General features: G+C 63.9%; 24 protein-coding genes. 8 read left to right on the forward strand and 16 right to left on the reverse strand.

Going from position 1 to position 22934, the window contains the following annotated elements; all coding sequences use genetic code 11:
* Positions 1-133: 133 nt before the first annotated feature.
* The 6 genes from GWC77_RS15560 to pyk all read right to left on the reverse strand — a co-directional run bounded on the left by GWC77_RS15560 (position 134) and on the right by pyk (position 6691).
* Positions 134-556, reverse strand: coding sequence for a rubrerythrin family protein (locus GWC77_RS15560; protein WP_173258266.1), 423 nt, complete (start codon positions 554-556; stop codon positions 134-136).
* A 287-nt stretch (positions 557-843) separates the two neighbouring features.
* The gene (otsA, locus tag GWC77_RS15565) at positions 844-2259 is read right to left on the reverse strand and encodes an alpha,alpha-trehalose-phosphate synthase (UDP-forming) (protein WP_173258268.1); all 1416 of its coding nucleotides are present in this window, start codon (positions 2257-2259) and stop codon (positions 844-846) included.
* Between the two features lie 282 nt (positions 2260-2541).
* Positions 2542-3684, reverse strand: coding sequence for an MFS transporter (locus tag GWC77_RS15570; RefSeq protein WP_173258323.1), 1143 nt, complete (start codon positions 3682-3684; stop codon positions 2542-2544).
* 11 nt (positions 3685-3695) lie between these two features.
* A complete protein-coding gene (locus GWC77_RS15575) occupies positions 3696-4502 on the reverse strand; it encodes a DeoR/GlpR family DNA-binding transcription regulator (RefSeq protein WP_173258270.1) in 807 nt (268 codons plus the stop codon).
* Between the two features lie 164 nt (positions 4503-4666).
* Positions 4667-5152, reverse strand: a complete 486-nt coding sequence (locus GWC77_RS15580; RefSeq protein ID WP_173258272.1) for a VOC family protein — start codon at positions 5150-5152, stop codon at positions 4667-4669.
* 120 nt (positions 5153-5272) lie between these two features.
* Positions 5273-6691, reverse strand: coding sequence for a pyruvate kinase (gene pyk, locus GWC77_RS15585; protein ID WP_173258273.1), 1419 nt, complete (start codon positions 6689-6691; stop codon positions 5273-5275).
* Positions 6692-7105: 414 nt separating this feature from the next.
* Here pyk and GWC77_RS15590 point away from each other — a divergent pair, with 414 nt between their 5' ends.
* Positions 7106-8431, forward strand: a complete 1326-nt coding sequence (locus GWC77_RS15590; protein ID WP_217283298.1) for an MFS transporter — start codon at positions 7106-7108, stop codon at positions 8429-8431.
* 78 nt (positions 8432-8509) lie between these two features.
* On the forward strand, positions 8510-8758 hold the full coding sequence (locus GWC77_RS15595) for a hypothetical protein (protein ID WP_173258277.1): 249 nt from the start codon (positions 8510-8512) through the stop codon (positions 8756-8758).
* Positions 8759-8789: 31 nt separating this feature from the next.
* Here the strand turns inward: GWC77_RS15595 and pcaD are convergent, their stop codons facing one another.
* Positions 8790-9587: a 3-oxoadipate enol-lactonase gene (gene pcaD / locus GWC77_RS15600; protein ID WP_173258279.1), complete on the reverse strand. Its 798-nt coding sequence runs from the start codon at positions 9585-9587 to the stop codon at positions 8790-8792.
* 197 nt (positions 9588-9784) lie between these two features.
* On the opposite strand from pcaD, the gene folE reads away from it, so the two are divergent.
* Positions 9785-10477 carry a GTP cyclohydrolase I FolE gene (gene folE / locus GWC77_RS15605; RefSeq protein ID WP_173258281.1) on the forward strand — a complete coding sequence of 231 codons (693 nt, stop codon included), beginning with the start codon at positions 9785-9787 and terminating at the stop codon, positions 10475-10477.
* 70 nt (positions 10478-10547) lie between these two features.
* Here folE and GWC77_RS15610 read toward each other — a convergent pair whose 3' ends face one another.
* From GWC77_RS15610 to GWC77_RS15620, 3 genes are read right to left on the reverse strand one after another with little or no spacing between them, the layout of a single operon-like run.
* The gene (locus GWC77_RS15610) at positions 10548-10871 is read right to left on the reverse strand and encodes a hypothetical protein (RefSeq protein ID WP_173258283.1); all 324 of its coding nucleotides are present in this window, start codon (positions 10869-10871) and stop codon (positions 10548-10550) included.
* A 1-nt stretch (position 10872) separates the two neighbouring features.
* Positions 10873-12231 carry an acyclic terpene utilization AtuA family protein gene (locus GWC77_RS15615; RefSeq protein ID WP_173258285.1) on the reverse strand — a complete coding sequence of 453 codons (1359 nt, stop codon included), beginning with the start codon at positions 12229-12231 and terminating at the stop codon, positions 10873-10875.
* A 12-nt stretch (positions 12232-12243) separates the two neighbouring features.
* Complete coding sequence (locus tag GWC77_RS15620; protein ID WP_173258287.1) at positions 12244-13548, reverse strand: citrate:proton symporter; 1305 nt, start codon at positions 13546-13548, stop codon at positions 12244-12246.
* 99 nt (positions 13549-13647) lie between these two features.
* On the opposite strand from GWC77_RS15620, the gene GWC77_RS15625 reads away from it, so the two are divergent.
* Together GWC77_RS15625 and GWC77_RS15630 are read left to right on the forward strand one after the other, a co-directional pair.
* Positions 13648-14538, forward strand: a complete 891-nt coding sequence (locus GWC77_RS15625; protein ID WP_173258289.1) for a LysR family transcriptional regulator — start codon at positions 13648-13650, stop codon at positions 14536-14538.
* Between the two features lie 101 nt (positions 14539-14639).
* Positions 14640-14843: a CsbD family protein gene (locus GWC77_RS15630; protein WP_173258291.1), complete on the forward strand. Its 204-nt coding sequence runs from the start codon at positions 14640-14642 to the stop codon at positions 14841-14843.
* 238 nt (positions 14844-15081) lie between these two features.
* On the opposite strand, the gene GWC77_RS15635 is transcribed toward GWC77_RS15630, so the two are convergent.
* The 4 genes from GWC77_RS15635 to GWC77_RS15650 form a co-directional block, all read right to left on the reverse strand.
* Positions 15082-16032 (reverse strand): DMT family transporter, encoded by a 951-nt coding sequence (locus GWC77_RS15635; protein ID WP_173258293.1) that lies wholly within the window; start codon positions 16030-16032, stop codon positions 15082-15084.
* Positions 16033-16129: 97 nt separating this feature from the next.
* A complete protein-coding gene (locus tag GWC77_RS15640; RefSeq protein ID WP_173258295.1) occupies positions 16130-16972 on the reverse strand; it encodes an AraC family transcriptional regulator in 843 nt (280 codons plus the stop codon).
* Positions 16969-17913, reverse strand: a complete 945-nt coding sequence (epsC, locus tag GWC77_RS15645; protein WP_173258297.1) for a serine O-acetyltransferase EpsC — start codon at positions 17911-17913, stop codon at positions 16969-16971. The genes GWC77_RS15640 and epsC overlap by 4 nt, the downstream gene beginning before the upstream one ends.
* Before the next feature lie 107 nt (positions 17914-18020).
* Positions 18021-18254 (reverse strand): hypothetical protein, encoded by a 234-nt coding sequence (locus GWC77_RS15650; protein ID WP_173258299.1) that lies wholly within the window; start codon positions 18252-18254, stop codon positions 18021-18023.
* Between the two features lie 399 nt (positions 18255-18653).
* On the opposite strand from GWC77_RS15650, the gene GWC77_RS15655 reads away from it, so the two are divergent.
* Together GWC77_RS15655 and GWC77_RS15660 are read left to right on the forward strand one after the other, a co-directional pair.
* The gene (locus GWC77_RS15655; RefSeq protein ID WP_173258301.1) at positions 18654-18872 is read left to right on the forward strand and encodes a hypothetical protein; all 219 of its coding nucleotides are present in this window, start codon (positions 18654-18656) and stop codon (positions 18870-18872) included.
* Between the two features lie 29 nt (positions 18873-18901).
* Positions 18902-19504 carry a short chain dehydrogenase gene (locus GWC77_RS15660; RefSeq protein WP_173258303.1) on the forward strand — a complete coding sequence of 201 codons (603 nt, stop codon included), beginning with the start codon at positions 18902-18904 and terminating at the stop codon, positions 19502-19504.
* A 76-nt stretch (positions 19505-19580) separates the two neighbouring features.
* Here GWC77_RS15660 and GWC77_RS15665 read toward each other — a convergent pair whose 3' ends face one another.
* Entirely contained in the window at positions 19581-21161 is a 1581-nt protein-coding gene (locus GWC77_RS15665) for an aldehyde dehydrogenase (NADP(+)) (protein WP_173258305.1), read from the reverse strand.
* Between the two features lie 404 nt (positions 21162-21565).
* Here GWC77_RS15665 and GWC77_RS15670 point away from each other — a divergent pair, with 404 nt between their 5' ends.
* A complete protein-coding gene (locus GWC77_RS15670; protein WP_173258307.1) occupies positions 21566-22468 on the forward strand; it encodes a hypothetical protein in 903 nt (300 codons plus the stop codon).
* 128 nt (positions 22469-22596) lie between these two features.
* On the opposite strand, the gene GWC77_RS15675 is transcribed toward GWC77_RS15670, so the two are convergent.
* Positions 22597-22934 (reverse strand): IS4 family transposase (locus tag GWC77_RS15675; protein ID WP_302181364.1); only part of this gene is annotated, 338 nt, incomplete at its 5' end.

Here is a 22934-nt window from a genome sequence, read left to right on the forward strand (position 1 = left end):
GCTCCCCAGTTCTGCTGACGGTCTCCGGCACACGCGCAGCGCAAGGCGCGGCGTACCGGCTCGAGCCGCGCACCGCCGGAGGCTTGTGCGCCGCGCCGCGGCGTTCGCGGCGCGCGCATCGCTGCGGCCCAGTTCAGTCGCTGAGCGCTTCGAGCGCCTTGGTGTAGCGATTGGCGTGACTGCGTTCGGCCTTGGCCAGCGTTTCGAACCAATTGGCGATTTCGTCGAAGCCTTCGTCGCGGGCCGTCTTCGCCATGCCCGGATACATGTCGGTGTACTCGTGGGTTTCGCCGGCAATCGCCGATTGCAGGTTTTGCCGCGAAGAGCCGAACGGCAGGCCCGTGGCAGGATCGCCGACCGCCTCCAGGTATTCGAGGTGGCCGTGCGCGTGGCCCGTCTCGCCCTCCGCCGTCGAGCGGAACAGCGCGGCAACGTCGTTTTGGCCTTCCACATCCGCTTTGGCCGCGAAATACAGATACCGGCGGTTCGCCTGCGACTCGCCCGCGAATGCGGCCTTCAGATTCTCTTCCGTTTTGGAGCCTTTCAACTGTCCCATCTGAATCTCCTGGTGGACCGGCAGACGCGGCGCAGCCGGGCGTTGCCGAAGTCTTGTACTGTAGGTAGGGAAACGGCGCGCACCACGACGCCCGCGAGCCGGGCGCCGCTCTCTTAATCTAGGCGTTGGACGGGCCCAGCCCCCAATTGGCATTTTCTATGCGGGCGATAGGCCGTTGCCGCATCGCGGTCGTCCGCGCAGCACGGCCACCGCGGCCACCGCGGCAAGTGCGGCAACCGGCTCCGCCCCAACCGACGCTTCGTCAGGCGATTGCCCGGTCGGCGGGCCTATTGGGTATCGGCCACCGCTTCGGGCGCCTGCGCCACCGCTTGCTTGAGCGCGTCGAGAAACGACGTGCGCCACCAATGCACGTCGTATTGACGGATAGTCGTCATCAGCGCCGAATGCCGTTCGATGCGCTCGCCGAGCGGCATCGTGAGCGCGCGTTCGATCGCCTGCGCCGTACCTTGCGAATCGTAGGGATTCACGAGCAGCGCCTCTTTCAATTGCTCGGCCGCCCCGGCAAAGCGCGAAAGCACGAGCACGCCCGGGTCGGCGGGGTCTTGCGCGGCAAGGAACTCCTTCGCGACGAGGTTCATGCCGTCGCGCAGCGGCGTGACGAGCGCCACGTGCGCGGCGCGATAAACGCCCGGCAGCCGCCTGCGGGCAACGTTGCGGTGAATGTAGCGCACCGGCATCCAATCGAGTTCGCCATAGTCGCCGTTGATGGCGCCGCACAGGCTGTCCATCTCGCGGCGCAGGTGGTCATAGGCGCCGAGATCTTCGCGGCTCGGTGCGGCGATCTGAATCAGCGTCGCACGCTTGCGGTTCTCCGGATAGTGCTCGAGAAGATAACGAAATGCCTGGATGCGTTGCGGCAACCCTTTCGAGTAGTCGAGACGGTCCACGCCAATCAGCAATTGGCGGCGCGAGTACTCCTCCCGCATGCGGGCGAACATATCGAGGCCTTCGCGCGCATCCGCGAGCGATGCGAACTCGCCGACGTCCATGCCGATCGGGAACGCACCGACCCGCAATGTGCGATTGAAAGCACGCAAATAGCCGTCCGGCCTCCATTGCGCGCCCGCTTCGGTTTCCGCATAACGCACGAGGTGCATCATGTCCGATTCCGTTTGCAGACCGACGAGATCGTAGGCGAACAGCGAGCGCATCAGCCATTCGTGCTCCGGAATGGCCGCCATGATGAGCGGCGGCGGCACGGGGATATGCAGGAAAAAACCGATCGGATTCGTGCATCCCATTGCGCGCAACTCCGCGGCAAGCGGGATCAGGTGGTAATCGTGGACCCAGATGACGTCGCTCGGCTTGAGCAGCGGAAAGATGCGCTGAGCGAAGAGCTGATTGACGCGGCGATAGCCGGTTGCAAAACGGACGTCGAACTGCGCGAGGTCGAGCCGGTTATGGAAGACCGGCCACAGCACGTTGTTCGAGTAGCCGAGGTAATACGTTTCGTAATCCTGCTGACTGAGATCGACGGTTGCGAGCTGTACTTTGCCGACAGTCTGCGTATGCACACCGCTGTGGCTGGCAACGCCCGGTGCATCGGTGAACGTCTTGCCGCTCCATCCGAACCACACGCCACCCGTTTGCTGCAAGCCGTCCTTGATCGCAACAGCGAGTCCGCCGGCCGCGGCCTTACGCGGATCCGCAACACGATTCGAAACTATGACGAGGCGACTCACTAAGGCTCCTTTGAAAAAGCGGGGAGTTGTTTTAGGTGAGCGGCTATGTTGTTGGTATTGCCGCGAGAGGTCTTCTGGTCGTAGTTATCGTTATTCGTTTTGTTGTGCTGGTGAGGGCTGTCGATGCGCGCTAGTTCCGCCGCTAGTTCCGCATAACGGCCGCGTCACCCTCGAGTGCCTGGCGGCACGCGCATCCAGCTTTATCTCGAAATTAAGCATGTAATGCTAACACATGCACCTGGCGGGGGCCATCCTTGCGGCGAATCGCAGTTTCCGCCGTCGTCATACCTCAGCGCGATTGACCGTAACGAAGCGCGCGCAACACGGAACCAGAACGAGCAATGCAACCAACCACCAGAACGCGCTCGGCAGTCCGATGCTCTTCGCGATGAAGCCCATGCCGGCGGGGCCGGCAAGATTGCCGGCGTAGCCCGTGGTCGTGATCGCGGCAACAGCCAAAGCCGTCGGCATCGACCGCTGCGATCCCGCACGGCGAAACAACACCGGAACGATGTTCGAGGCACCGAGCCCGATCAGTAAAAAGCCGCCCATCGCCACAACCGCGATCGGGGCCGTCAACAAAACAGCAAACCCGGCAATCGCGAGCAATCCTCCCCAAAACATCGTCGATCGATCGCCGACGCGTGCGGTGACGGCATCGCCGCCGAAGCGTCCGGCCGTCATGGCGATGGAGAACAGCATGTAGCCCAGCCCGCCCTGAGCTGCGCTGACGAGCCCCTTGCTCGTGATCAGCAGCGCGCTCCAATCGAGCAGTGCGCCTTCGGCAAGAAACGTCACAGCGGTCAGCGCGGCGAGCAGCAGCACGATACCGCGCGGCATGGCGAAGAGCGGTCCCTCGGCGCTCGGAGCGGCATTCAGCAGTCTGGGCGTTGCAAGAAGGACGGCACCCAGCATCGCTGCCGAGCACAGCAGCGTACTGGCGAGCGCGCCGAGGTGTATCGACAGTAAAAACGTCATGACCATCGAGCCTGCAAATCCGCCGACGCTGAACAGTGCGTGGAACCCCGACATCAACGGCCGGGCCGCGGCACGCTCGACTTCCACGGCATGAACGTTCATCGCGACATCCAACGACCCGAGCGAGGCACCGAACGCAAACAGGGCGATGCCGAGCGCAAGCGGCGTGCTGGCGAGCGTCAGGATCGGCAACAGCAGAACCAGCCCGATTCCCCCTGCGACGATCACCGGCCGGCTACCGTACCGCGCGCTGATCGCACCTGTGGCAATCATCGCGATGACCGATCCCAAGCCGATACACAGCAACAACATGCCGAGCACGGCGTCGTCGACGCCGAGCCGCAGCTTCGCAAACGGCACGAGCGGCGCCCAACACGCTACGCCGAAGCCGGCCACAAAAAACGCAAGGCGCGTGGCGAGCCGGGTTGCGGGCCGGTCCGACGAGATGTCTTCGGTTTTCAAAGCGGGCCCTCGGTGCATGCCTGGCCGAGTACGGGCGGCGCCGCCGCGATGACGGAGGCGCCCGCCTCCGCCAACGCCAAGCGATGTGTGCGGGGCAGATCGTGCTCGACGATGAAACAGTCGATTTCCTCGATTGCCGCGACCCGGTAGGGCGAGCGGGTATCGAGTTTCTCGTTCGTTGAAAGGACGGCGCTGTGAACGCTCGCCGCAAGGACAGCGCGCTTGAATGCGGCGTCGGCCATGTCGAATACGCTGATGCCACCCTTCGCGGAGACCGCGCAGGCCCCGAGAAAACAGCGATCGACATTCATGCGGGCGACGCTTTGCAACGCACTGGCATCGACACATCCGCCGACGACCGGATCGACCGTTCCACCGATCATGACGAGCTGTAAATCGGATCGCCGCAGCGCGGCCGCGGCGATGTCGATCGAATTCGTTGCGACAGTGAGTCCGAAATCTTCGGGTAAATAACCGACCAGCGCGAGATTGGTGCTGCTGCTGTCGAGGAACAGGAGCTCGCCTTTTTGAATCGACGGTACGGCTGCCCGGGCCAATGCCTGCTTGCGTTCGCTCGCCTCATCGATGCGCGCCGCCATAGGCCGGGACGCCGGCGTGACCGGCAACGCGCCACCATAGACGCGGCGGCAAAGGCCTTGCGCCGCAAGCGCCCGAAGATCGCGGCGTATGGCATCTTCGGAAATGCCGAATTCGGCTGCCAGTACGGCGGCGACGACGGACTGGCCATCGGCCAGCCGGCTGGCAATCGAATCGCGGCGCGCGAGCGGAAGTTCGTCGTTCATGCACGAAATCATAACGTGCACAAACGAGAATGTAAACGTGCAACAACGTGCACACGCATGAACACTAAACCAGCGCGAACAAATACTCAGCGCGCCGATTGGCCCCCCTATTCGGGGCACGGCAGGTTCGACTATGCGGTATACCGGCGAGGGCCGGCGACTTCTCAGCTCGCGTGCTGCCGTTCCTGCATGGCCGCTTGCATCGCACGCTGTATTGCTTCAGGTTCGAGATCGCGTACGTGCGATGCGATATGCCAACGGTGACCGAACGGGTCCTCGACAAAGCCCCAGCGGTCGCCCCAGAACATGTCGGCCAACGGCATGACGACGGTCGCACCGGCCGCCACCGCGCGCTCGAAGGCCGCGTCGGCATTTTCGACATACAAATAGAGACTCACCGGCGTGCCCTTGAGCGTTTTCGGGCCGAGCGAGCCGCACTCCGCGTTCTCGTCGGTCAGCATGACCACGGAGTTGCCGATCTTGACTTGCGCATGGCCGATGTTGCCGTCGGTGGTCAGCATGCGAAACAGTTCAACGGCGCCGAAAGCCCGCTTGTAAAAATCGATCGCGCCGGCAGCGCCTGCGCAGACGATCTGCGGCGTCAGCGAATGCATACCTTCGGGAATGGGTTTGACGGAAGAGGTCGACATGACGGCTTGCTCCTGTAAGGTTCGTAAAAGTGAGCGCGGCCAAGAAGGCTTCGTTTTCGCCGGCTCTATCCGCACGACGAACGACGAGAGCCAAAATCGACATCGACCTGAATTTTTTCGCTATCGCCCCACCTTCGCGATATGAAGCAGATTCGCGGTGCCCGATTCACCGAACGGCAAACCCGCCGCAATGGCAATCGAATCGCCGTCGCGCGCGAAGCCGGCACCGCGCGCCGCCTCGCAAGCCAACGCGATCATGTCATCGACATCGCGCGCGTTGCGGTACGGCATCGAGTGAATCCCCCAAACGAGCGCAAGCCTTCGGGCCACCTGTAACGAAGGTGTGAGCGCGATGATCGCGCTCGGGGCGCGCTCGCGCGCGGCGCGTACGCTCGTGAAACCCGAAAGCGTGTAGGTCACCGTCACCGCCGGCCCGATCAGTTGCACGATCGTGCGCAACGCGCAGCAAATGGCGTCGGCCGTCGTCGATTGCGCGGGTGTATGGGACGCGTCGATGCCCTGCCGGTAGCCAGGATCGCGCTCCACCCGCTCGATGATGCGATTCATCATCGCAACGGCTTCGAGCGGGAACTTGCCGCTCGCGGATTCGGCGGACAGCATGACGGCATCGCTGCCTTCGTAGATCGCGCCGGCGACATCGGATGTCTCGGCGCGCGTCGGCACCGGCGAGTTCGTCATCGATTCGAGCATTTGCGTGGCCACGACGACCGCCTTGCCCGCGGCCCGGCACACGCCGACGATGCGCCGCTGCAGTTCGGGAATCTGCTCGGCCGGCAATTCGACGCCGAGATCGCCGCGTGCGACCATGATGCCGTCGCAGCGCGCGACGATAGCCTCGAGATGATCGATCGCAAGCGGTTTTTCGAGCTTGGCCATGATCCAGGCGCGATCGCCGATCAGCGCGCGCGCTTCGTCGATATCCTCGGGCCGCTGCACGAACGACAATGCCACCCAATCGACACCATGTTCGAGGCCGAACGCCAGATCCTCGCGATCCTTTGCGGTCAGCGCGGAAATGGGCAGCATGACGGCCGGCACGTTCACGCCTTTGCGATCGGAAATGCGTCCGCCCACCACCACGCGCGTTTCGGCGAAGTCCGGGCCTTTCGATTCGACCGAAAGACGGATCTTGCCGTCGTCGAGCAGGAGTTCGGAACCGGGCTCGATCGCTTCGAAAATCTCCCGGTGCATGAGCGGTGCGCGGCGATTCGTGCCGGCGGCCGGATTCATGTCGAGGCGAAACGGCTCTCCCGCCAAGAGTGCGGCGCTACCTCCTTCGAACGTGCCGAGCCGCAGCTTCGGTCCCTGCAGATCGAGCAGCACGCCGATCGGGCGCCCGCTTTCGCGCTCGAGCGCGCGAATGGCAGTCAGCCGCTGCAAATGGTCGCTTTGGGTTCCGTGGCTGAAGTTCAAGCGGAAGACATCGACGCCGGCGTCGAACAGTTGCCGGATGACCTGCGGATCGGAACTCGACGGCCCCAGCGTAGCGATGATCTTTGCGTTGCGTTGCCGCTTCATTCCTGTGTCTCCCGTGTCTTGGATTCGATGGCCTCCATTGCAGCTGGCGCCGAAGTACCAAACTTTAGTGCTGCTTAGGAGTTTGGATAAGACCACCGCAGGTCGCCTGACTCGATACTCGATGTATCGAATGCACGGCTCTCCCACCACCATCGGCATCCACCCCAGTGGATTCCGATAGTCCCGAGTCCCGCGTCCCCACTCGACCCGTCCGTAATCGCACCCATTGCGACGTGCAAGTCGACGTGCGACAGTTGCGGGTTGTTTCGATTGCCGCGGCAGCAAGAAATCGGCAAAGCAAAGCATTCGAAAACGAACTGAAAAATAATCATAGAGGCGCAAATGTCCAATCAGAAATCGGCTGAAATCGCAGCACGCTTCGATCGCCTGCCGCCCTCGCGGACCGTCTGGACGATGGTCATCCTGATCTCGCTCGGTGGCATCTTCGAGTTCTACGATCTGTTCTTCACCGGCTATGTCGCTCCAGGGATGGTGCAGGCCGGCCTCTTCAAGCCCGAATCGCTCGGCTTTTTCGCGGCGCTCGCGCCCATCTCGGTAGCCGGCTTCGGCACATTCGTCTTCGCCACGTTCGCAGGACTCTGGATCGGCGCGCTCGTGTTCGGCTTCGTCGCCGATCGCCTCGGGCGCCGCTTCATCTTTACGTGGTCGCTCATCTGGTACGTGATCTGCACGGCGATCATGGCGTTCCAGCATTCGGGCCTTGCCATCAATCTCTGGCGCTTCGCCGCGGGTATCGGTATCGGCGTGGAACTCGTAACCATCGACTCCTACATCTCCGAACTCATTCCCAGCGGCGAGCGCGGCCGCGCCTATGCGGTCAATCAGTTCATCACCTTTTGCGCGGTGCCCGTCGTGGCATTCCTCGCCTTCATCCTCAAAGACACGCACCCACTCGGGCTCGAGTACTGGCGCGTCGTCATTCTGATCGGCACGCTCGGTGCGGTCGCCGTGTGGATCATCCGCCGCAACGTTCCCGAAAGCCCGCGCTGGCTCGCGCGCCAAGGCCGTCTGGACGAGGCCGAGCGCATCGTCGCCGATATCGAACGCCGCGTCGCCGCGGAAAAGGGCACCGCGCTACCGGCTCCCCAACCGGTTTCGGCCGAAATGGAAGGCCGCGGCTCCATCGCCGAAATTTTCGGTCCGCTCTATCGGAAGCGCACGCTCATTCTGTCGATCTTCAACATGGCGCAGGTCATCGGCTTTTACGGCTTCGCCGCCTGGGTGCCGACGCTGCTGATCCATCGCGGCGTGCACGTGACCGCCAGCCTCGGCTACGCCTTCGTGATCGCCATCGCCAATCCGTTCGGCCCCCTGCTGGGCACGTTCTTCGCCGATAAGCTCGAACGCAAGACGCAAATCTGCGGCGGCTTGCTCATCATGGGCATCGTCATCGCCCTCTTTTCGCAAGCCTCGGAACCGGCCGTCCTCATCGTGCTCGGCGTGGTGTTCACGCTCGCCGCGAACGTCATGTCGTATGCCTATCACGGCTATCAGGCGGAACTCTTCCCGACTCGCATCAGAGCGCGCGCCGTCGGCTTCGTCTATTCGTGGAGCCGTATCGCCGCCGCGTTCGCAGGCCTCGCCATCGGCGTTTTGCTTCACAACTATGGCGTGCCCGGCGTGGCGACGTTCATTGGTGCGTCGATGGTCGTGGGCATCTGCATGATTCTGCTTGGACCGTCCACCAAGGGACGCTCGCTCGAATCGATCAGCCACTGAAACAAAATGCGCGCGGCCGATGCGCGCGCTGCCCGACAGGCGTACCCTTATCGCTAGTGGTGCTAAGGGAGGGTACTGATGAAAACGATCGTCCGGACCGGCGTGCATATCGAAGGCGTTCACTGGACCGCCGAATACCTGGAAACGACGCATGAAATCCGCGTCTTGCGTGAAGGCGCCGAAGTCGGTCTATACGATGCGCCGCCCACGCTGTTCGGTGAAGAAGCCGATGCGGGCTCGAAGAGCGTAGCAGATCATCGTGCACTGGACGCCGCGCTGCGCGCCTACCTGATGCGCTTCATTGCGGACCACGACGCCGAGGAGTAAGCCCACCGCGAGGCCCTGGCCCAACCATTGCTCACGGCGACGGCAACAGCAGAAAGTCGAGTACCGTCTGCGTCAAAGCCGATGCCTGCTCCACGTTGGGCAAATGCAGCGCCTCGAATGCGACGTGGCGCGCACCGGGAATGCGCGCCGCCAACGCCCTGCCTTCATCGACCGGAAAACCCGCGTCGTGCATACCGCTCACGATGAGCGTCGGGGCCCCGATGCGCTCCACTTCCTGCGATAAATCGGTATTCGCGACCGCCGCGCAACTCGCGATGTACCCTTGCGCGTCCGTGTGCCGCACGACATCGCGAATCGCCTCGGCAACGAGGGGCTCGCGCGCACGAAACGCCGCGCTGAGCCAACGTTCGACCGACGCACTCGCTAGCGCGGGCATCCCGCCGCCCCGCGCCTGCTCCATGCGCTCGAGCCAGGTCTCCCGAGGCGCCAGATTGCGAGGCAGCGCGCTGATATCGACGAGCCGTCCGACGCGCTGGCCATGGCGTGCCGCCAGTGCCATGGCCGTCACGCCCCCCAGCGATATCCCGCATACATGTGCCCGATCGATCGCAAGCGCGTCCATGAGCGCCAGCACATCCGCGCTCAACTGCTCGATCGTGTACGGGCCCGGCGGCACGCTCGAACGGCCATGCCCACGCGCGTCGTAGCGCAGCACCCGGAAATGCCTCGCGAACGCGCCGATCTGCGGCGACCATAACGAAACGTCGGTGCCCAGCGCGTTCGACAACACCAGCCACGGCGCTTGGGCGTCGGCCGGGCCGTCGATCCGATAGTAGAGGCTGACTCCATTGACAGTGGCAAAGGGCATGAGCGTGAGGCCTCCCGTGGCGAAAGCCCTATTGTGCTACAGCTCCCATGGCGCTCGCAGCGCATGCGGCCGCCCGTAAAACCCCGCCCCCCGATTCTCGCGAAAACATGGAACAATGCCGCGCATGGGTGCGCGACTTGCACAATGCCGAACAGGATGTCCTACAACGACCAACCGGGAAAGGGGAGGAGTCAGTCATGAGCAGCACTAAATCGCGAGCCGGCAAGAAGAGCGCGTCGGGAAGCCGGTCGAAGACAAGCGCTGCCGTCGATCTCGATCTCGTCGAGCACGCCATCGCGCGTCCGACGCGCGAACAAGCCGAAGACGCAGTGCGCGTATTGCTGCGCTGGGCCGGGGACGATCCCGATCGCGAAGGACTGCGCGATACGCCGGGGCGCGTCACGCGCGCCTACGAGGAGTTCTTTGCCGGTTATCGCCTCGATCCGCGCGAGATACTCGCGCGTACGTTTTCCGAGGTCGACGGCTACGACGAGATGGTCGTGCTCAAGGACATCCGCTTCGAAAGCTATTGCGAGCATCACATGGTGCCCATCGTCGGCCGCGCGCATGTCGCCTATCTGCCGAAACACCGCGTCGTCGGCATCTCGAAGCTCGCCAGGCTCGTCGATGCCTTCGCCAAACGGCTGCAGATTCAAGAAAAAATGACGGTCCAAATCGCCGATACGCTCAACGAGGTACTCCAGCCGCGCGGTGTCGGTGTCATCCTCGAGGCCGCGCATCAGTGCATCACCACGCGCGGCGTGCACAAGCCCGGCGTGGCAATGGTGACTTCGCGCATGCTGGGCTCGTTCAGGACCGATCCGTCCACACGCCGCGAGTTTCTCGCCATCGTCGGCAATCCGGGCGCGCTCGCGTTGCCGAACGTCTGACGCCCGGTCCGCGATTGACGTGAGTCGTGCCGCCTCCTCATGCGATTCGTACGTCGCGGCGGCCGGGGGGTCAAGCGGGCGGCTCGATGTCGATGTCGACGTCCATATCGAGCAATGCGGCGCTGATCGATTTCCCGTGCGCGTCGAGCGCGAGCGAACGCGTCACGCCGCCACCGAGCGCGTGCTCGAGCACGAAGTTGAGCGCGCCTATGCGTGGCAACTCGTAGCGCCGCACCGGACCGCGCACGATGCTCTGCAAATGCGCCTTCACACGCTCGGCGCTCAAATGGCGCACGAGATGCGGATAAACCCGCGCATCTAAGCAAACGACCGATACGTTGAGCGTGTCGCCCTTATCGCCGGCTCGCCCATGCGCCAACTCGCGTAGTTTCATTTCAGGTTTCGAATATCTGGACTGATGGCGCGACTGCCTCGCGCGGCAGCAGCACCGATTGAACGGCAATGACCTCGCGCACGGATTTCGTGACGCCGCCTCCGCCGGCAGGGCCATTGGTATAGAGCGTTTCGACCTCATTGCCGACCCGCGAAGCTTCATCGAACGAATCGCAGCGTGCCGCGACGCGCACGCGCACTTCGTATGGCTGCGTCTGTTGCGCAGCCGCCGTTTGTCCATAAAGCGAATCGACGCCGATGAGATCGCAGCGCAGCTCGCGTATCGCCACCCCTGTCATCGCAAAGCGCTCGCGCACCACATCGAGCGCAAGACGCGCACGTGCCAGCGCGCCCGGCCCCCCGTACGAGATCTGCCCTTCGCCGACGAAGCCGTCGAAGTAAGCGACCGATGCCTTCAATGTGCCGGTGCGCGGCGTGCCGCGCCCCCCGCTCACGGCGACACGGTCGGCACCGAGCCGCGTCACGCGGACCTCGGTGAAGTCGGCGACGACGTCGGGTTGAAGATAACGTTGGGGATCATGGATCTCGTAGAGCAGTTGTTCCTTGCAGGTCGCCTCAGTCACGCATCCACCCGCATGCGGTACCTTCGTCACGACGACGGTGCCGTCCTCGCGGACTTCGCCGATCGGAAAGCCGAGCCGCGCGAGGTTGGGGACATCCTTGAGTCCCGGGTCCGCGAAGTACCCGCCGGTGATCTGCCCGGCGCATTCGAGCAAATGGCCGACGACGGTACCCTGGCCCAGCCGTTGCCAATCGTCCATCGACCAACCGAACGCGTGGATCAGCGGCGCGAGAAAAAGCGCGGGGTCGGCAACGCGCCCGGAAAGCACGACGTCGGCGCCCGCGCGCAACGCATCGACGATCGGTTGCGCGCCGAGATAGGCATTCGCCGCGACGATCCTGTCCTTGAAGGCCGCCACCGGCTCGCCCGATTCCTCGAAGCGGTAGTGCCCGGCCAGTACCGCGTCCAGCACGTCATCGCCCGTGACGGCCGCGATCTTCAACCCGTCGATACCGAGTTCCCGCGCGAGCTCGACCGTCTTGCGCGCGGCAGCGACCGGATTGGCAGCACCCATGTTCGTCACGATACGCACGGCGCGTTTCGCGGCGAGCGGCAGTACGGCACGCCAACGCGCCTCGAGCAGCGGGTCGTAGCCGAGCGACGCGTCGCGGCGGCGCGCTTGCTGGGCCAGCGCGATCGTGCGCTCGGCCAGGCATTCGAAGACGAGATAGTCGAGCGAACCGTGCTCGACGAGCTCCACCGCCGGTTCGATGCGGTCGCCGGAGTACCCGGCGCCCGCACCGATTCGTATCGTGCGAGAAGGCGTTGCAGTCGACATAACGTGCTGGGATCAAAGAGGAAAGATGCCGAAGGCGACGCACGCGAGCGTCATGACGGCCGATGCGCCGAACAGCAGCGGAAAGCTGAAGCGCTGGTGTTCCGCCAGGTCGATACCGGTCAGGCCGATCACGAGGAACGTTGCCGGCGTCAACGGGCTGATGGGGAAGCCTGTCGTCATCTGGCCGAGTATCGCGGCCTGGCCGATCTTGACTGCCGGCACGCCGAGTTGCGCCGAGACCTCCGCAATCACGGGCAGCACTCCGAAGTAGAACGAATCCGGATCGAACAGCAGGCTGAGCGGCATCGAGACGAAGCCGAGAATGACCGGGATGTGTCCCGCCATCGAGGCCGGCACGAAACCGACCGCCGCCTGCGCCATCGCCTTGAGCATGCCGCTGCCCTGCATGATGCCGGTGAACACCCCCGCCGCCAGCAGGATGGCGGCCATCATCAGCGCCGCTCGTGCATGCGCGTCGATGCGCTTGCGCTGCATGTCCACGTTCGGGTAGTTGACGAGCAAGGCGATACACAAGCCGATCATGAACATGAGGACGGGCGGAATTTTTTCGCCCATCGCGACCATCGTGCCCAGCACCGCCACCGTCAGCAGGACGTTGAACCAGAAATTGCGTGGGCGGCGCAGAGCCTTTTCCTCGTCGGTCAAATCGTGGCGCGCAAGCAGTGCATCGGTGGCCGCGAGGTTCGCGCCGAGCCGCCGCTCCTCGCGCTTGCCGAGCAGCCAGGCCGTGCCGAAAACGAACGCGAGACCGACGATCTGCACCGGAATCAGCGGGTTGAAAATCGCCGACACCGGCAGATGGAGCGACGCCGAAGCCCGGATCATCGGGCCGGTCCACGGCAGGAAGTTCACGCCGGCAGCGAGCGACACCGCCGCGGCCAACACGCGCCGGTCCATGTTCAGCCGGTCATAGAGCGGCAACATCGCGGGTATCGCGATCAAAAAGCAAACGGCACCCGAGCCGTCCAGATGAATGAGCAGTGCCAACAACGCCGTTCCGACGACGATGCGCGTCGGGCGTGTGCCGACCGTGCGAAGAATGCGGTCGATGATCGGATCGAGCGTGCCCGCGTCCGTGATCGTGCCGAAGTAAAGGATGGCGAACACGAACATGCCGACGACAGGGGCGAGCCCTTTTATGCCGGCGATGACGAACTGCGAGGTTTGCAGGCCGAATCCGCCGATCAATGAGGCGGCGACAGGCACGACGATCAGCGCGACGAGCGCGGACATGCGCCGCGACAGGATCGCGACGAGCAATACGACGATGGTGGCAACGCCAAGTAAGGCCAGCACGGGTTTGTCTCCAATCTTGTCTTTTAATAGGCTAGAGCGTAGTGTCGGAGCATCGATAAAACAATTGAAATGAATTGATTGCAGCAATCAACAAATGAAATGGATCTGAATCTGCGGGAGATACGTGCGTTCGTAGCCGTGGCACAGACGGGCAGCTTCACGCGCGCGGCGGCCAGGCTCAATTTGTCGCAGCCGGCGTTGACGGTACAGATCCGTCGCCTCGAGGAAACGTTGGGCGCACGGCTTTTCGATCGAAACTCCCGGACTGTGACGTTGACGTCGGTGGGACGGGAGCTATTGCCGGTTCTGCATAAGTCGCTGGCGGACATGCAGCGCGTACTCGACGATGCGCGTGCGTTGGGCGACGGTTCTCGCGGTGCGGTTCGCATCGCGTGCCTGCCATCGTTTGCCGCCGGGCGGCTGCCTGCTCTGATTCGGGACTTTCGGACCGATGCGCCGCATGTCACGTTCGAGATTCGCGACGTCGTGGCCAGCATGGTCAATCAGCTCGTGAAGGCCGGCGAATTCGATCTTGGGGTGACAGGCGGTGAAATCGTGGATCCGGAGCTCGACATCCTGCACCGCGCCGAAGATCGGCTCATGGTGGTCTGCCCGCGCGGGCATCCGCTTGCGAAAAAACGACGTGTTGGCGCTTCCGATCTTGCCGGTTACTCGCTGGTATTGACGGCTGCGGGGACCAGTGTGCGCGCGATCGTCGATGCCGCGTTCGACGAAGCCGGATGCACGCCTGACATTGCGTGCGAGCCGACCTACATGATGACCGCCGTGGCGATGGTTCGGGCGGGACTCGGCATTACGATTCTGCCCGGCTCCGCGCCGGAGATTCGTGCCGAGCGCGAGCTGGTGGGCAGGCCAATCGACGATCGTCGATTCGTCCGACCCATCGCATTGATCAAGAAGCGGGCGAGAACGTTGCCGCCCGTGGCGTTGTCGTTCGCTGACGCGCTCAAGGCGGCGCTGCGCGGGTAGTGTCGTTCGTCGCTGCGTGCTGCGTGGCACATTCCCTGCTGGAGTCAAACGCGAGCCTTTCAATGGCTCCTATTTGAATCCTTTACGAAAGGGAGGGCGCGATGAACAACGATATCGCTGCAGGGAAATGGAAACAGTTGGTCGGGAAGGCGAAGGCTGCGTGGGGCGAGTTGACGGACGACGAGCTGACGCAGGCCGACGGCAATGCCGAACGGCTGACGGGATTGATCCAGGAGCGATATGGCAAGACGCGCGACGAAGCGGAACTGGAAGTTCGCCGCTTCTTCGATGCGAATCGGGATTAGGGGTTAGCAATCAGGACGAGCTGTAGCCGTCATGGTGGTCCCACGCGGCGCGCTTTGCGCGTCGCGTGGGACACCGCGTGACGATGCGATTGAGCGTCGCTTTGCGGGCAGAAGCATGACTGTCCACAGGCTCGTCTAACCGATGAGCGACAACCAAGTCTGCCTTTAGTCGCAAATTTCGTATAGACGAGTATCAGCCTCTCCCCGCGTTTCAACACGTTTATACGTGGGCATCTTACTAGACAGCGCGCTGCGCCTCGGAAATCCGGACGCGCCGCCCACCATCGCGCGCGATGAGCGCTACCGCGCCCAACACGCACCCCATACCCCACCACTGGGCCGCCCCGATCGACTCGTGCAGTACCACAGCGGCGAGGCCGGCCGCCGACACGGGCACGAGAGCCGTCAACGCGCTCGCTTGCGCGCCTTCGATGCGCTGCACGCCCGCGAACCACAGCATGAAGCCAGCGACCGTCGGCACGAGCGCGTAATACGCCACACCGGCAAGTGCAACAAGATCGACAGGGCCCGCCGAATGCGGTTCGAGAAACGCGGGAACGATCGAGAGCGCGAGGCCGCCACCCGACATCAGCGTCGATAATTGCAGCGGCGACACCGGCGTGCGCAAGCGCTTATTGAGCAGGATGAAGAAGCCCTCGCAGAACACGGCCGCTACGACAAAAAGATTGCCGACCAGCGAAGCGACCGCACCTCTCGGGGCGAGCGATCCCGCCACCTCCGCCATACCGGGCGTACCCGGTACACCGATCGTGCAAACGAACACCCCCATCGTTGCAAGCGTAACGCCCGCGATCGTCATCGGCCCAGGCCGTTCCCGCAACGCGGCCACGGCCACGAGTGCTGCGACCACCGGCATGGCCCCGGCGATGACACCCGCATCGGTCGCTGACGTCAGCCGCATTCCGCACAGCAGGAGAACGGTATAGCCCACACTGCCAGAGGCAGCCTGGACGGCAAGCAGCACCCTCTCTCGTGCCTCGAGCCGCGGCCATCGCTCGCCGGTCAAGCGCATCGCCATGATGAATATCGGAAAAGCGATCGCGAAACGCAGCGCCGTTGCCGTGAACGGCGGCAGGCCATGCGCGATCATTTTGCTGACGACTACCGTGCTGCCGACGCCGATCATCGCCAGCGTACAAAAGAGGTACCCCATCCAACGCGAAGCCATCTGCGCCACTCCGTTCTTTCAATGAATGGAATGCAGATTAGATACACACGGGAGCGTCGGTCTTGAACGAAATTGCAGCGGCTTCGGCGATGACCGATTAGCCGATAGCAGCGGCAAAATTCGCCGGCGTGATCCCATAGAGGCGAACGAATGCGCGAGTCATATGGCTCTGATCGGCAAACCCCGCACCGGCTGCGGCATCGGCCAGCGCGCAGCCCGTCGCGATCAATCGACGCGCGAGCGTGACACGCCGCTGAATCAGATAGGCATGCGGGGGCAGCCCCGTCTCGCGGGCAAATTCGCGCAACAATTGAAAGCGGCTCAATCCCGCATCGGCCGCCAGCGTGGCTAGCGTCACCGTATTGGCCGGATCGTCGTCAATGCGCATGCGCGCACGCGCCACCGCACGGGCAGCCGCATGTCCGCGCACGCCGGATCGGACAGGCACGCATACGGTCGTATGCCGCGAAATGACATCAGCCAGCAAAGCGAACACCGCCTCCTCGCCCGCGAGCCGTCCGACGTTCGACTCACCGGCAAGGGCCCCGCAATACGCGCGTTCGAATAGCGCGGCAAATCGCGCATCGCGCAGGACGGGGCGCTCGATTTCCAACGACGAGCCTGCGCGCACTTCCAAATCGCGGGCCACGTCATCCATCACGGCGGGAGAAACGTAGAGCATGTGCCAGACACGCCCCTGCTCATCGAGCGGGCTGCCGTCATGGACCTCGCCGGGATTGACCGTGATCGCATCGCCGGCGCGTGCCTCTACCGGGCCCCGCCCGCTCGACGAACGCTGTCCGCCGCGCACCACGAGACCGATACCGAACCGCTCGTGCGAATGACGCGCAAACGTTTGCGTGGTGTCCGCCGACGTCGCTTCGACTCCGTCGATCGAGGAGCGATGCATCAAAACGCGTCCGCCCCTTTTCGTTTTCATTTACGTCCACGCTTGCCTGTTTCCGGTTCATCGTTGCGGCCGCCTTCGCGCACATTGCCCTGCGAAATACTGGCGCCGGGCGCCACGCTATGCGTGAGCCAGACATTTCCGCCAATGACGGCGCCGCGGCCGATCGTCACCCGCCCCAGTATCGTTGCGCCTGCGTAGATCACGACATCGTCCTCGACGATCGGATGCCGCGCATGGCCTTTCACGAGCGCACCGTCGCTACCGGAAGGGAAACTCTTCGCGCCGAGCGTCACGGCCTGATAGAGCCGCACGCGCTCCCCGATCACAGCGGTTTCTCCGATCACGACGCCCGTGCCGTGATCGATGAAAAAGCTCGCGCCGATCTGCGCGCCGGGGTGGATATCGATGCCGGTCGCCGAGTGCGCGATCTCGTTGATGAAACGCGCAAGCAGCGGCACACCGAGCCGATGCAACGCATGCGCGAGCCGATGATGCATGACGGCCAGCACGCCCGGGTAGCAAAGCAGGATTTCCGTAATGTGCTGCGCCGCGGGGTCCCCCGCGAACGCGGCTTGAATATCGCTGACGAGCAACGCGCGAATGCGCGGCAACTCCGCGCCAAGCGCACGCGTGATCTCGAACGCGCGCTCGACCAACTCCAGCTCCGAAGTCTGCGCATGCTCAGGCAAGAATCGCAAGGCCCGCCGTACCTGCTCGCATAGCAAACGCAACGTGGTTTCCAGCGTATGGCCGACGTAGTAGTCGACCGTTTCGTCAGTGAGGTCGGGCGCGCCGTAATGCGTGGGGAACATCGCCGCGCGCAGACCGTTGACGATGCCGACGATCGCCTCGCGCGAAGGCAGTTCGCGAATGCCACGAGGATGACGCGTGCGATGCAGTTCTTCGCGCGAAGCACGAAGCTCGGCGACGATCTGCTTGAGTCCCCAATGACGGGAGGACGGAGTGGACATGATATGAAGGAACGCCGCTTGCGATGCGGCCGGGTAGTGACACTTCCGCAGAGATTACCGCGTTTTGCGAGAACGCGGCCAGCGGCCGGGCCACCCGCGACGCACCGTCAAACGGTCAAGCTGCTGGCATCGATCCATCGCACGGCCCAATCGCGCGCGTGCGCGATTGCCGCGGCTTCGTCGCCAAAGCGCAGTTCGGCCGGAAAAAATCGATTGGCCACGAGCTCCCCATCGCTCGAACGTGAAATCACGACATATGGCTGGTATGCGCCATCCCCGGTCCGCGCGGGAGCGCAGTTCAGCAAATATCCGCGATGCGTGAATGCAGCGTCAGAATGCATGACTCGCCTGCCTCCGATACCCTTTTTATGTACTGCTACGTACTGCTCGCCCGCCGGGCGCGTAGGCCCACAGCGCGGCGGCGAAGCAAGCGGGCAAACATGCGCTCGCATGGCCGCCCGCTCGCAGGATAGGAATCATACTCCCTCGAAAACGCCTCTTCTATGGGAAATAAATCGGTCCAGTGCGGGTGGGTGACAGCGACATGCGGCGACAGCATCCAAGCGACTGCACGAGCCGAGCGCCGGAACGAGCCTTGCTCCAGATCGCCGGCGCCAAGACTGATCTCCGTAAATGCCGCCATGCTCACGCCCTGCTTGACGTTCCGCGCCGCTAGGCTACGATGGACAAACCACACATGCTGGCGCTAGCGCAGCTCGCATCGGCGCGCACCGCGCGCATTGCGCGCCAATCGGCATCCGCTCGATTCGGCCTCGGTCAGGCGCTTGAATGCGGCGCTCGCATGCCTTGCGTTCGGCTACGCGCTCGCGTGGATCGAGGTCCTACTGGAGTTCGTCGTGCTTCCCGCCCCGGAGCATGCCGCGGGCGGCGTCCCGCCGCTGCTCGCAGCTGCGATACTGCTCGCGCTGCCGATGCGCGAACGTTGCAACGTGGCGTGATTCGGCCGTATCTTTCCAAGGAGATCGACATGAAGATTGTTGTCATCGGCGCGTCCGGCACCATCGGCCGTGCTGTCTGTGCGGAACTGAAACAGCGTCATGAGATCGTCGAAGTCGGGGCGACGCGCGGCGACTTCCATGTGGATGCAACCGATCTGCACAGCGTCGAGCGGCTCTTTCACGACATCGGCCGCGTGGATGCCGTCGTGACGACGATGGGACAAGTGCATTTCGGCCCGCTCGCCGAAATGACGGCCGATCAGTTCTGGATCGGCCTGCGCAACAAACTGATGGGACAAGTCAACGTCGTATTGGCGGCTCAGCATCACGTCAACGACGGCGGCTCGTTTACATTGACGAGCGGCATTCTCTCCGACGAACCAGTCCGAGGCGGCGTCAACGCCACCACCGCGAATCTCGCGCTCGAGGGTTTCGTGCGCGGCGCGGCAATCGAGTTGCCGCGCGGCATCCGGATCAATATCGTCAGCCCGACTCTGCTCGACGAATCGGTGGAAGCATACGGAGCGTACTTCAGAGGCTTCGAAACCGTCAGCGCAAAGCGCGTGGCGATTGCCTACACTCGCAGTGTCGAAGGCGCTCAGACCGGGCGCGTTTATCGCGTGGGTGGCTGAGCCGATCGTCGTTCACGCCGGCTCATGCAGGTAGCCGGCCCGTGATCGGGCGGCTACCTGCAGTGCGCATCGCAGCTCAACGACGCTCGAACGTGCCGTCCCGCAGGCGCCAGAGTCCGAGCGGATTGTCGTCCTGTACTGCTTGGGGCAACAGTGCGGGCGGCAGGTCCTGATAGCAAACCGGACGCAGGAAACGGTCGACCGCAAGCGTGCCCACAGAAGTCGATCGCGGATCCGATGTCGCCGGGAACGGGCCGCCGTGGACCATCGCGTGTGAGACCTCCACGCCTGTCGGATAACCGTTGGCCAGAATGCGGCCGGCCTTGCGTTCGAGAACCGGCAGCAGTTTGCGCGCAAGCTCGTGGTCGTCGCGCTCGAGCTGCAGCGTGGCCGTCAGTTGGCCTTCGAGATGTTCCGCGAGCTCGACCATTTCGTCGATGTTGCGGCAAGTCACGATCAGCGACGTCGGACCGAAGATTTCATCTTCGAGCGGCGGTTGTTGCAGGAACTGCGATTGCGTCGTCGCGAACAGCGCCGGCAATGCCGAATTCGGCGCATCGCTGGCCGCACCGACTGCAACACGCTTCACGCCTTCGACCCCACTGCGGCGCGTCACGCCGTCGCGGTACGCCGACGCGATTCCCGCCGTCAGCATCGTCTGTGCCCCCTTCTTTTCGAGCGCTTTCACCGCCGCGTCGATGAACGCTTGCGTATGCGGCCCTTCGAGTACGACGACGAGACCCGGGTTCGTACAGAACTGGCCCACGCCGAGCGTCAGCGATTCCACGAAACCGTTCGCCGTTTCCGCTGCACGCGACGCGAGCGCGCCCGGCAATACGAACGTCGGGTTGATACTGCTCATTTCGGCGTAGACCGGGATCGGCTCGCGACGCTGGGCCGCAATCTTCATCAGTGCGATACCGCCGCCGCGCGAACCGGTGAAGCCAACGGCCTTGATAGCGGGGTGCGCGACAAGCGCTTCGCCGACTGCATTGCCCGCACCGATCACGAGCGAGAAGATGCCGGCCGGCAAGCCGCATTCCTTGACCGCCTGCGCGATGGCGCGGCCGACGAGTTCCGAGGTGCCCAGATGCGCGGGGTGCGCCTTGACGACGACGGGACAACCGGCGGCGAAAGCCGAAGCGGTGTCACCGCCCGCCACCGAGAACGCGAGCGGGAAGTTGCTCGCACCGAAGACGGCCACCGGTCCCACTGGAATCTTCTGCAACCGCAAGTCGGAGCGCGGCAGCGGCTTACGCTCGGGTTGTGCCGAGTCGAGTGTGGCGCCCAACCAGCGGCCGTCGCGCACCAGCGCGGCGAACAGCTTCAACTGGCCGACAGTGCGGCCGCGTTCGCCCTCGAGCCGCGCCTTCGGCAACGCGGATTCGACATGCGCGCGCTCGATCAGCGCATCGCCCAGCGCCATGATCTGCTCGGCGATCGCCTCCAGGAACCGGGCGCGCTGCTCGAGCGGGGCTTGGCGAAACGGGTCGAATGCCTCACGCGCGAGCCGGCAGGCGCGATCGACGTCGTTCGCATCGCCCGCGCCGAACGCCGGCTCGATTTCCGCGTTGCGCGCCGGGTCGAACGCGCGCAGCGTGCCAGCCGTGCCGCGCACTGCGTCTGCGCCGATCAGCATGTGTCCGGTGATCTCCATCGTCAATCTCTCCTCAACTCAGGGATGCCGGGGCCGACTGCCCCGGTTAGGGTCGCCACGACGCACACACGCGCCGTCGAAACCTACGATCTTCGCATGTTTCCGATTTTCGTGACGGACACGGAATTGGCGGATGCAAAACTGGGAGACCCGTAAAAGCTCACCCATTCAGCGTATGCGGCGTGGAAGCGGGCGCTCCCGTAAAAGCTCACCTTCGACTTGTGCCCCTGTTGTAGGGTCTGCCGCATTCGATGTGCCGATCGATCTAAAACGTTTCGCTCAGTGGCGCTAGCCGTCGCCGCTCGGGGCAAGAAACCTCATGACGGGGGACTACTCTGCCGTGCAGATCAACGTTAATCCACGGCCGTGCCGGCCAATGACCGGCGCGGCGGCAGGAGTGAACCATGCCTCTCCGGATCGGATCGTCCCCTGCGCAGCTCGGCGATCACCACCCCGCATCGACGAAAGATGGCAAAACCCCCGGCGGGTTGCCCGCCGGCGCGCCGCGGACGGGGTTGAGCCGCGGCGACGCGGTGCTGGGGGCGCTCACGCAACGCACGAGCGCCAGCGGCGAGCGTCCCGCTGAGGGCAACGGGTCGCTGCGCCGCACGCAATCCATGAGCCGGCTGGCCGATTTTTCGCGTGTAGCGCTCGAACGGCAACGTACGTTGCCGGTGACCGCGAGAGAGCGGTCCGAAGCAGCGGCAAGCCTGCTGGTCGCGCGAGAACCTTCTCGGCCGGCGCAAAGCGAGCCCGCGTCGGCATCGGGCACGAATCCGCCGCGGCCGACGCTCGAGCCGGGTGCCGACCAGCCGAAGCCCGCTGCGCAGCAACCGAATCAATTGACGGCGGGCGGTCATGACGTTCATGGCACTCATGCGGCAGCCGCGGCGCCCGCACCCGCGTACGGGTACCCGGTTCATTCGCCGCATTGGAGCGTGCCGGGATATCGCACGCACGTGGTGGGTGCGCATCGGCCGATCGGCTTTTCATATGGCCACGGACGCGATGCATACGGCGGCGTCCATGCCCACGTCGGGTTTCATTATTTCGGCCGTCGACATACGGTGCGCTTTGGGTTTCCGGGTTTGACGAGCGCGTTCTTGAGCGGACTGCGCAGCGGCTTGTTCAACCCCGTCGTTTATCACGCGCCGCCATCGAGCAGCTATGCGGGCTACGGCGCGCATACCGCGCCCTACGCCGGCCATTACGTTCAGCTGCAGAGTTATTTTGGGCATGCGGGTTATGCAATCGGGTATCCGCCTTCGTATGCGATCGGTTATCCCGCGGCGCGTACGGGGCTGTGACAAGCGGCATGAGTCGAGCGCCACGGTTCGGGCGATGGATCGTCGGAGCGCTGCGGTGGGAGTGGTCCGTAGCGGGCAGCCACGCCACAACGTCGACGGCGCATCTGAACCGAGTACAACGCATCGGCTTATACAGAAGTGTCGGCGTTACCGCGGCCACGTAACGCTCGTAAAGTCTTAGCCGCAACATGAACTTCTCTGAGTCCAAGCCAGATGGCCTTCGCGCCGGGTTCGCCATCTCCTTTGCGGCCCAGGAAGCCACCCAATTGCGCGATCAGGCGAAGCACCTCGTTGAGCTTGGGCTTGGCGGGCTGCTTGGCCTCGGTGAGCAAGTATGCGCCGCGGATCTCGTCGACATCGAAGAACAGTTCGGCGTCCAGATCCGGGCAGGTGCGGCCCTTGCGCATCAGATAAGCGATACGCCAAGCCACTACCAGGAACAACGCCAGAGCGCGTTCGAGTCGTT

Source organism: Paraburkholderia sp. NMBU_R16, from assembly GCF_013282575.1.
Lineage (GTDB): Bacteria > Pseudomonadota > Gammaproteobacteria > Burkholderiales > Burkholderiaceae > Trinickia.

Excerpts from the sequence above, each read along its gene's own strand:
- pcaD (WP_173258279.1), bottom strand. The coding sequence starts at position 9,587 with ATGCCCTTTGCCACTGTCAATGGAGTCAGCCTCTACTATCGGATCGAC.
- GWC77_RS15660 (WP_173258303.1), top strand. The coding sequence starts at position 18,902 with ATGAAGATTGTTGTCATCGGCGCGTCCGGCACCATCGGCCGTGCTGTC.
- epsC (WP_173258297.1), bottom strand. The coding sequence starts at position 17,913 with ATGTCCACTCCGTCCTCCCGTCATTGGGGACTCAAGCAGATCGTCGCC.
- GWC77_RS15670 (WP_173258307.1), top strand. The coding sequence starts at position 21,566 with ATGCCTCTCCGGATCGGATCGTCCCCTGCGCAGCTCGGCGATCACCAC.
- GWC77_RS15595 (WP_173258277.1), top strand. The coding sequence starts at position 8,510 with ATGAAAACGATCGTCCGGACCGGCGTGCATATCGAAGGCGTTCACTGG.
- folE (WP_173258281.1), top strand. The coding sequence starts at position 9,785 with ATGAGCAGCACTAAATCGCGAGCCGGCAAGAAGAGCGCGTCGGGAAGC.
- pyk (WP_173258273.1), bottom strand. The coding sequence starts at position 6,691 with ATGAAGCGGCAACGCAACGCAAAGATCATCGCTACGCTGGGGCCGTCG.
- GWC77_RS15575 (WP_173258270.1), bottom strand. The coding sequence starts at position 4,502 with ATGAACGACGAACTTCCGCTCGCGCGCCGCGATTCGATTGCCAGCCGG.
- GWC77_RS15615 (WP_173258285.1), bottom strand. The coding sequence starts at position 12,231 with ATGTCGACTGCAACGCCTTCTCGCACGATACGAATCGGTGCGGGCGCC.
- GWC77_RS15635 (WP_173258293.1), bottom strand. The coding sequence starts at position 16,032 with ATGGCTTCGCGTTGGATGGGGTACCTCTTTTGTACGCTGGCGATGATC.
- GWC77_RS15625 (WP_173258289.1), top strand. The coding sequence starts at position 13,648 with ATGGATCTGAATCTGCGGGAGATACGTGCGTTCGTAGCCGTGGCACAG.
- GWC77_RS15560 (WP_173258266.1), bottom strand. The coding sequence starts at position 556 with ATGGGACAGTTGAAAGGCTCCAAAACGGAAGAGAATCTGAAGGCCGCA.
- GWC77_RS15590 (WP_217283298.1), top strand. The coding sequence starts at position 7,106 with ATGGTCATCCTGATCTCGCTCGGTGGCATCTTCGAGTTCTACGATCTG.
- GWC77_RS15580 (WP_173258272.1), bottom strand. The coding sequence starts at position 5,152 with ATGTCGACCTCTTCCGTCAAACCCATTCCCGAAGGTATGCATTCGCTG.
- GWC77_RS15640 (WP_173258295.1), bottom strand. The coding sequence starts at position 16,972 with ATGAAAACGAAAAGGGGCGGACGCGTTTTGATGCATCGCTCCTCGATC.
- GWC77_RS15665 (WP_173258305.1), bottom strand. The coding sequence starts at position 21,161 with ATGGAGATCACCGGACACATGCTGATCGGCGCAGACGCAGTGCGCGGC.
- GWC77_RS15630 (WP_173258291.1), top strand. The coding sequence starts at position 14,640 with ATGAACAACGATATCGCTGCAGGGAAATGGAAACAGTTGGTCGGGAAG.
- GWC77_RS15650 (WP_173258299.1), bottom strand. The coding sequence starts at position 18,254 with ATGCATTCTGACGCTGCATTCACGCATCGCGGATATTTGCTGAACTGC.
- GWC77_RS15610 (WP_173258283.1), bottom strand. The coding sequence starts at position 10,871 with ATGAAACTACGCGAGTTGGCGCATGGGCGAGCCGGCGATAAGGGCGAC.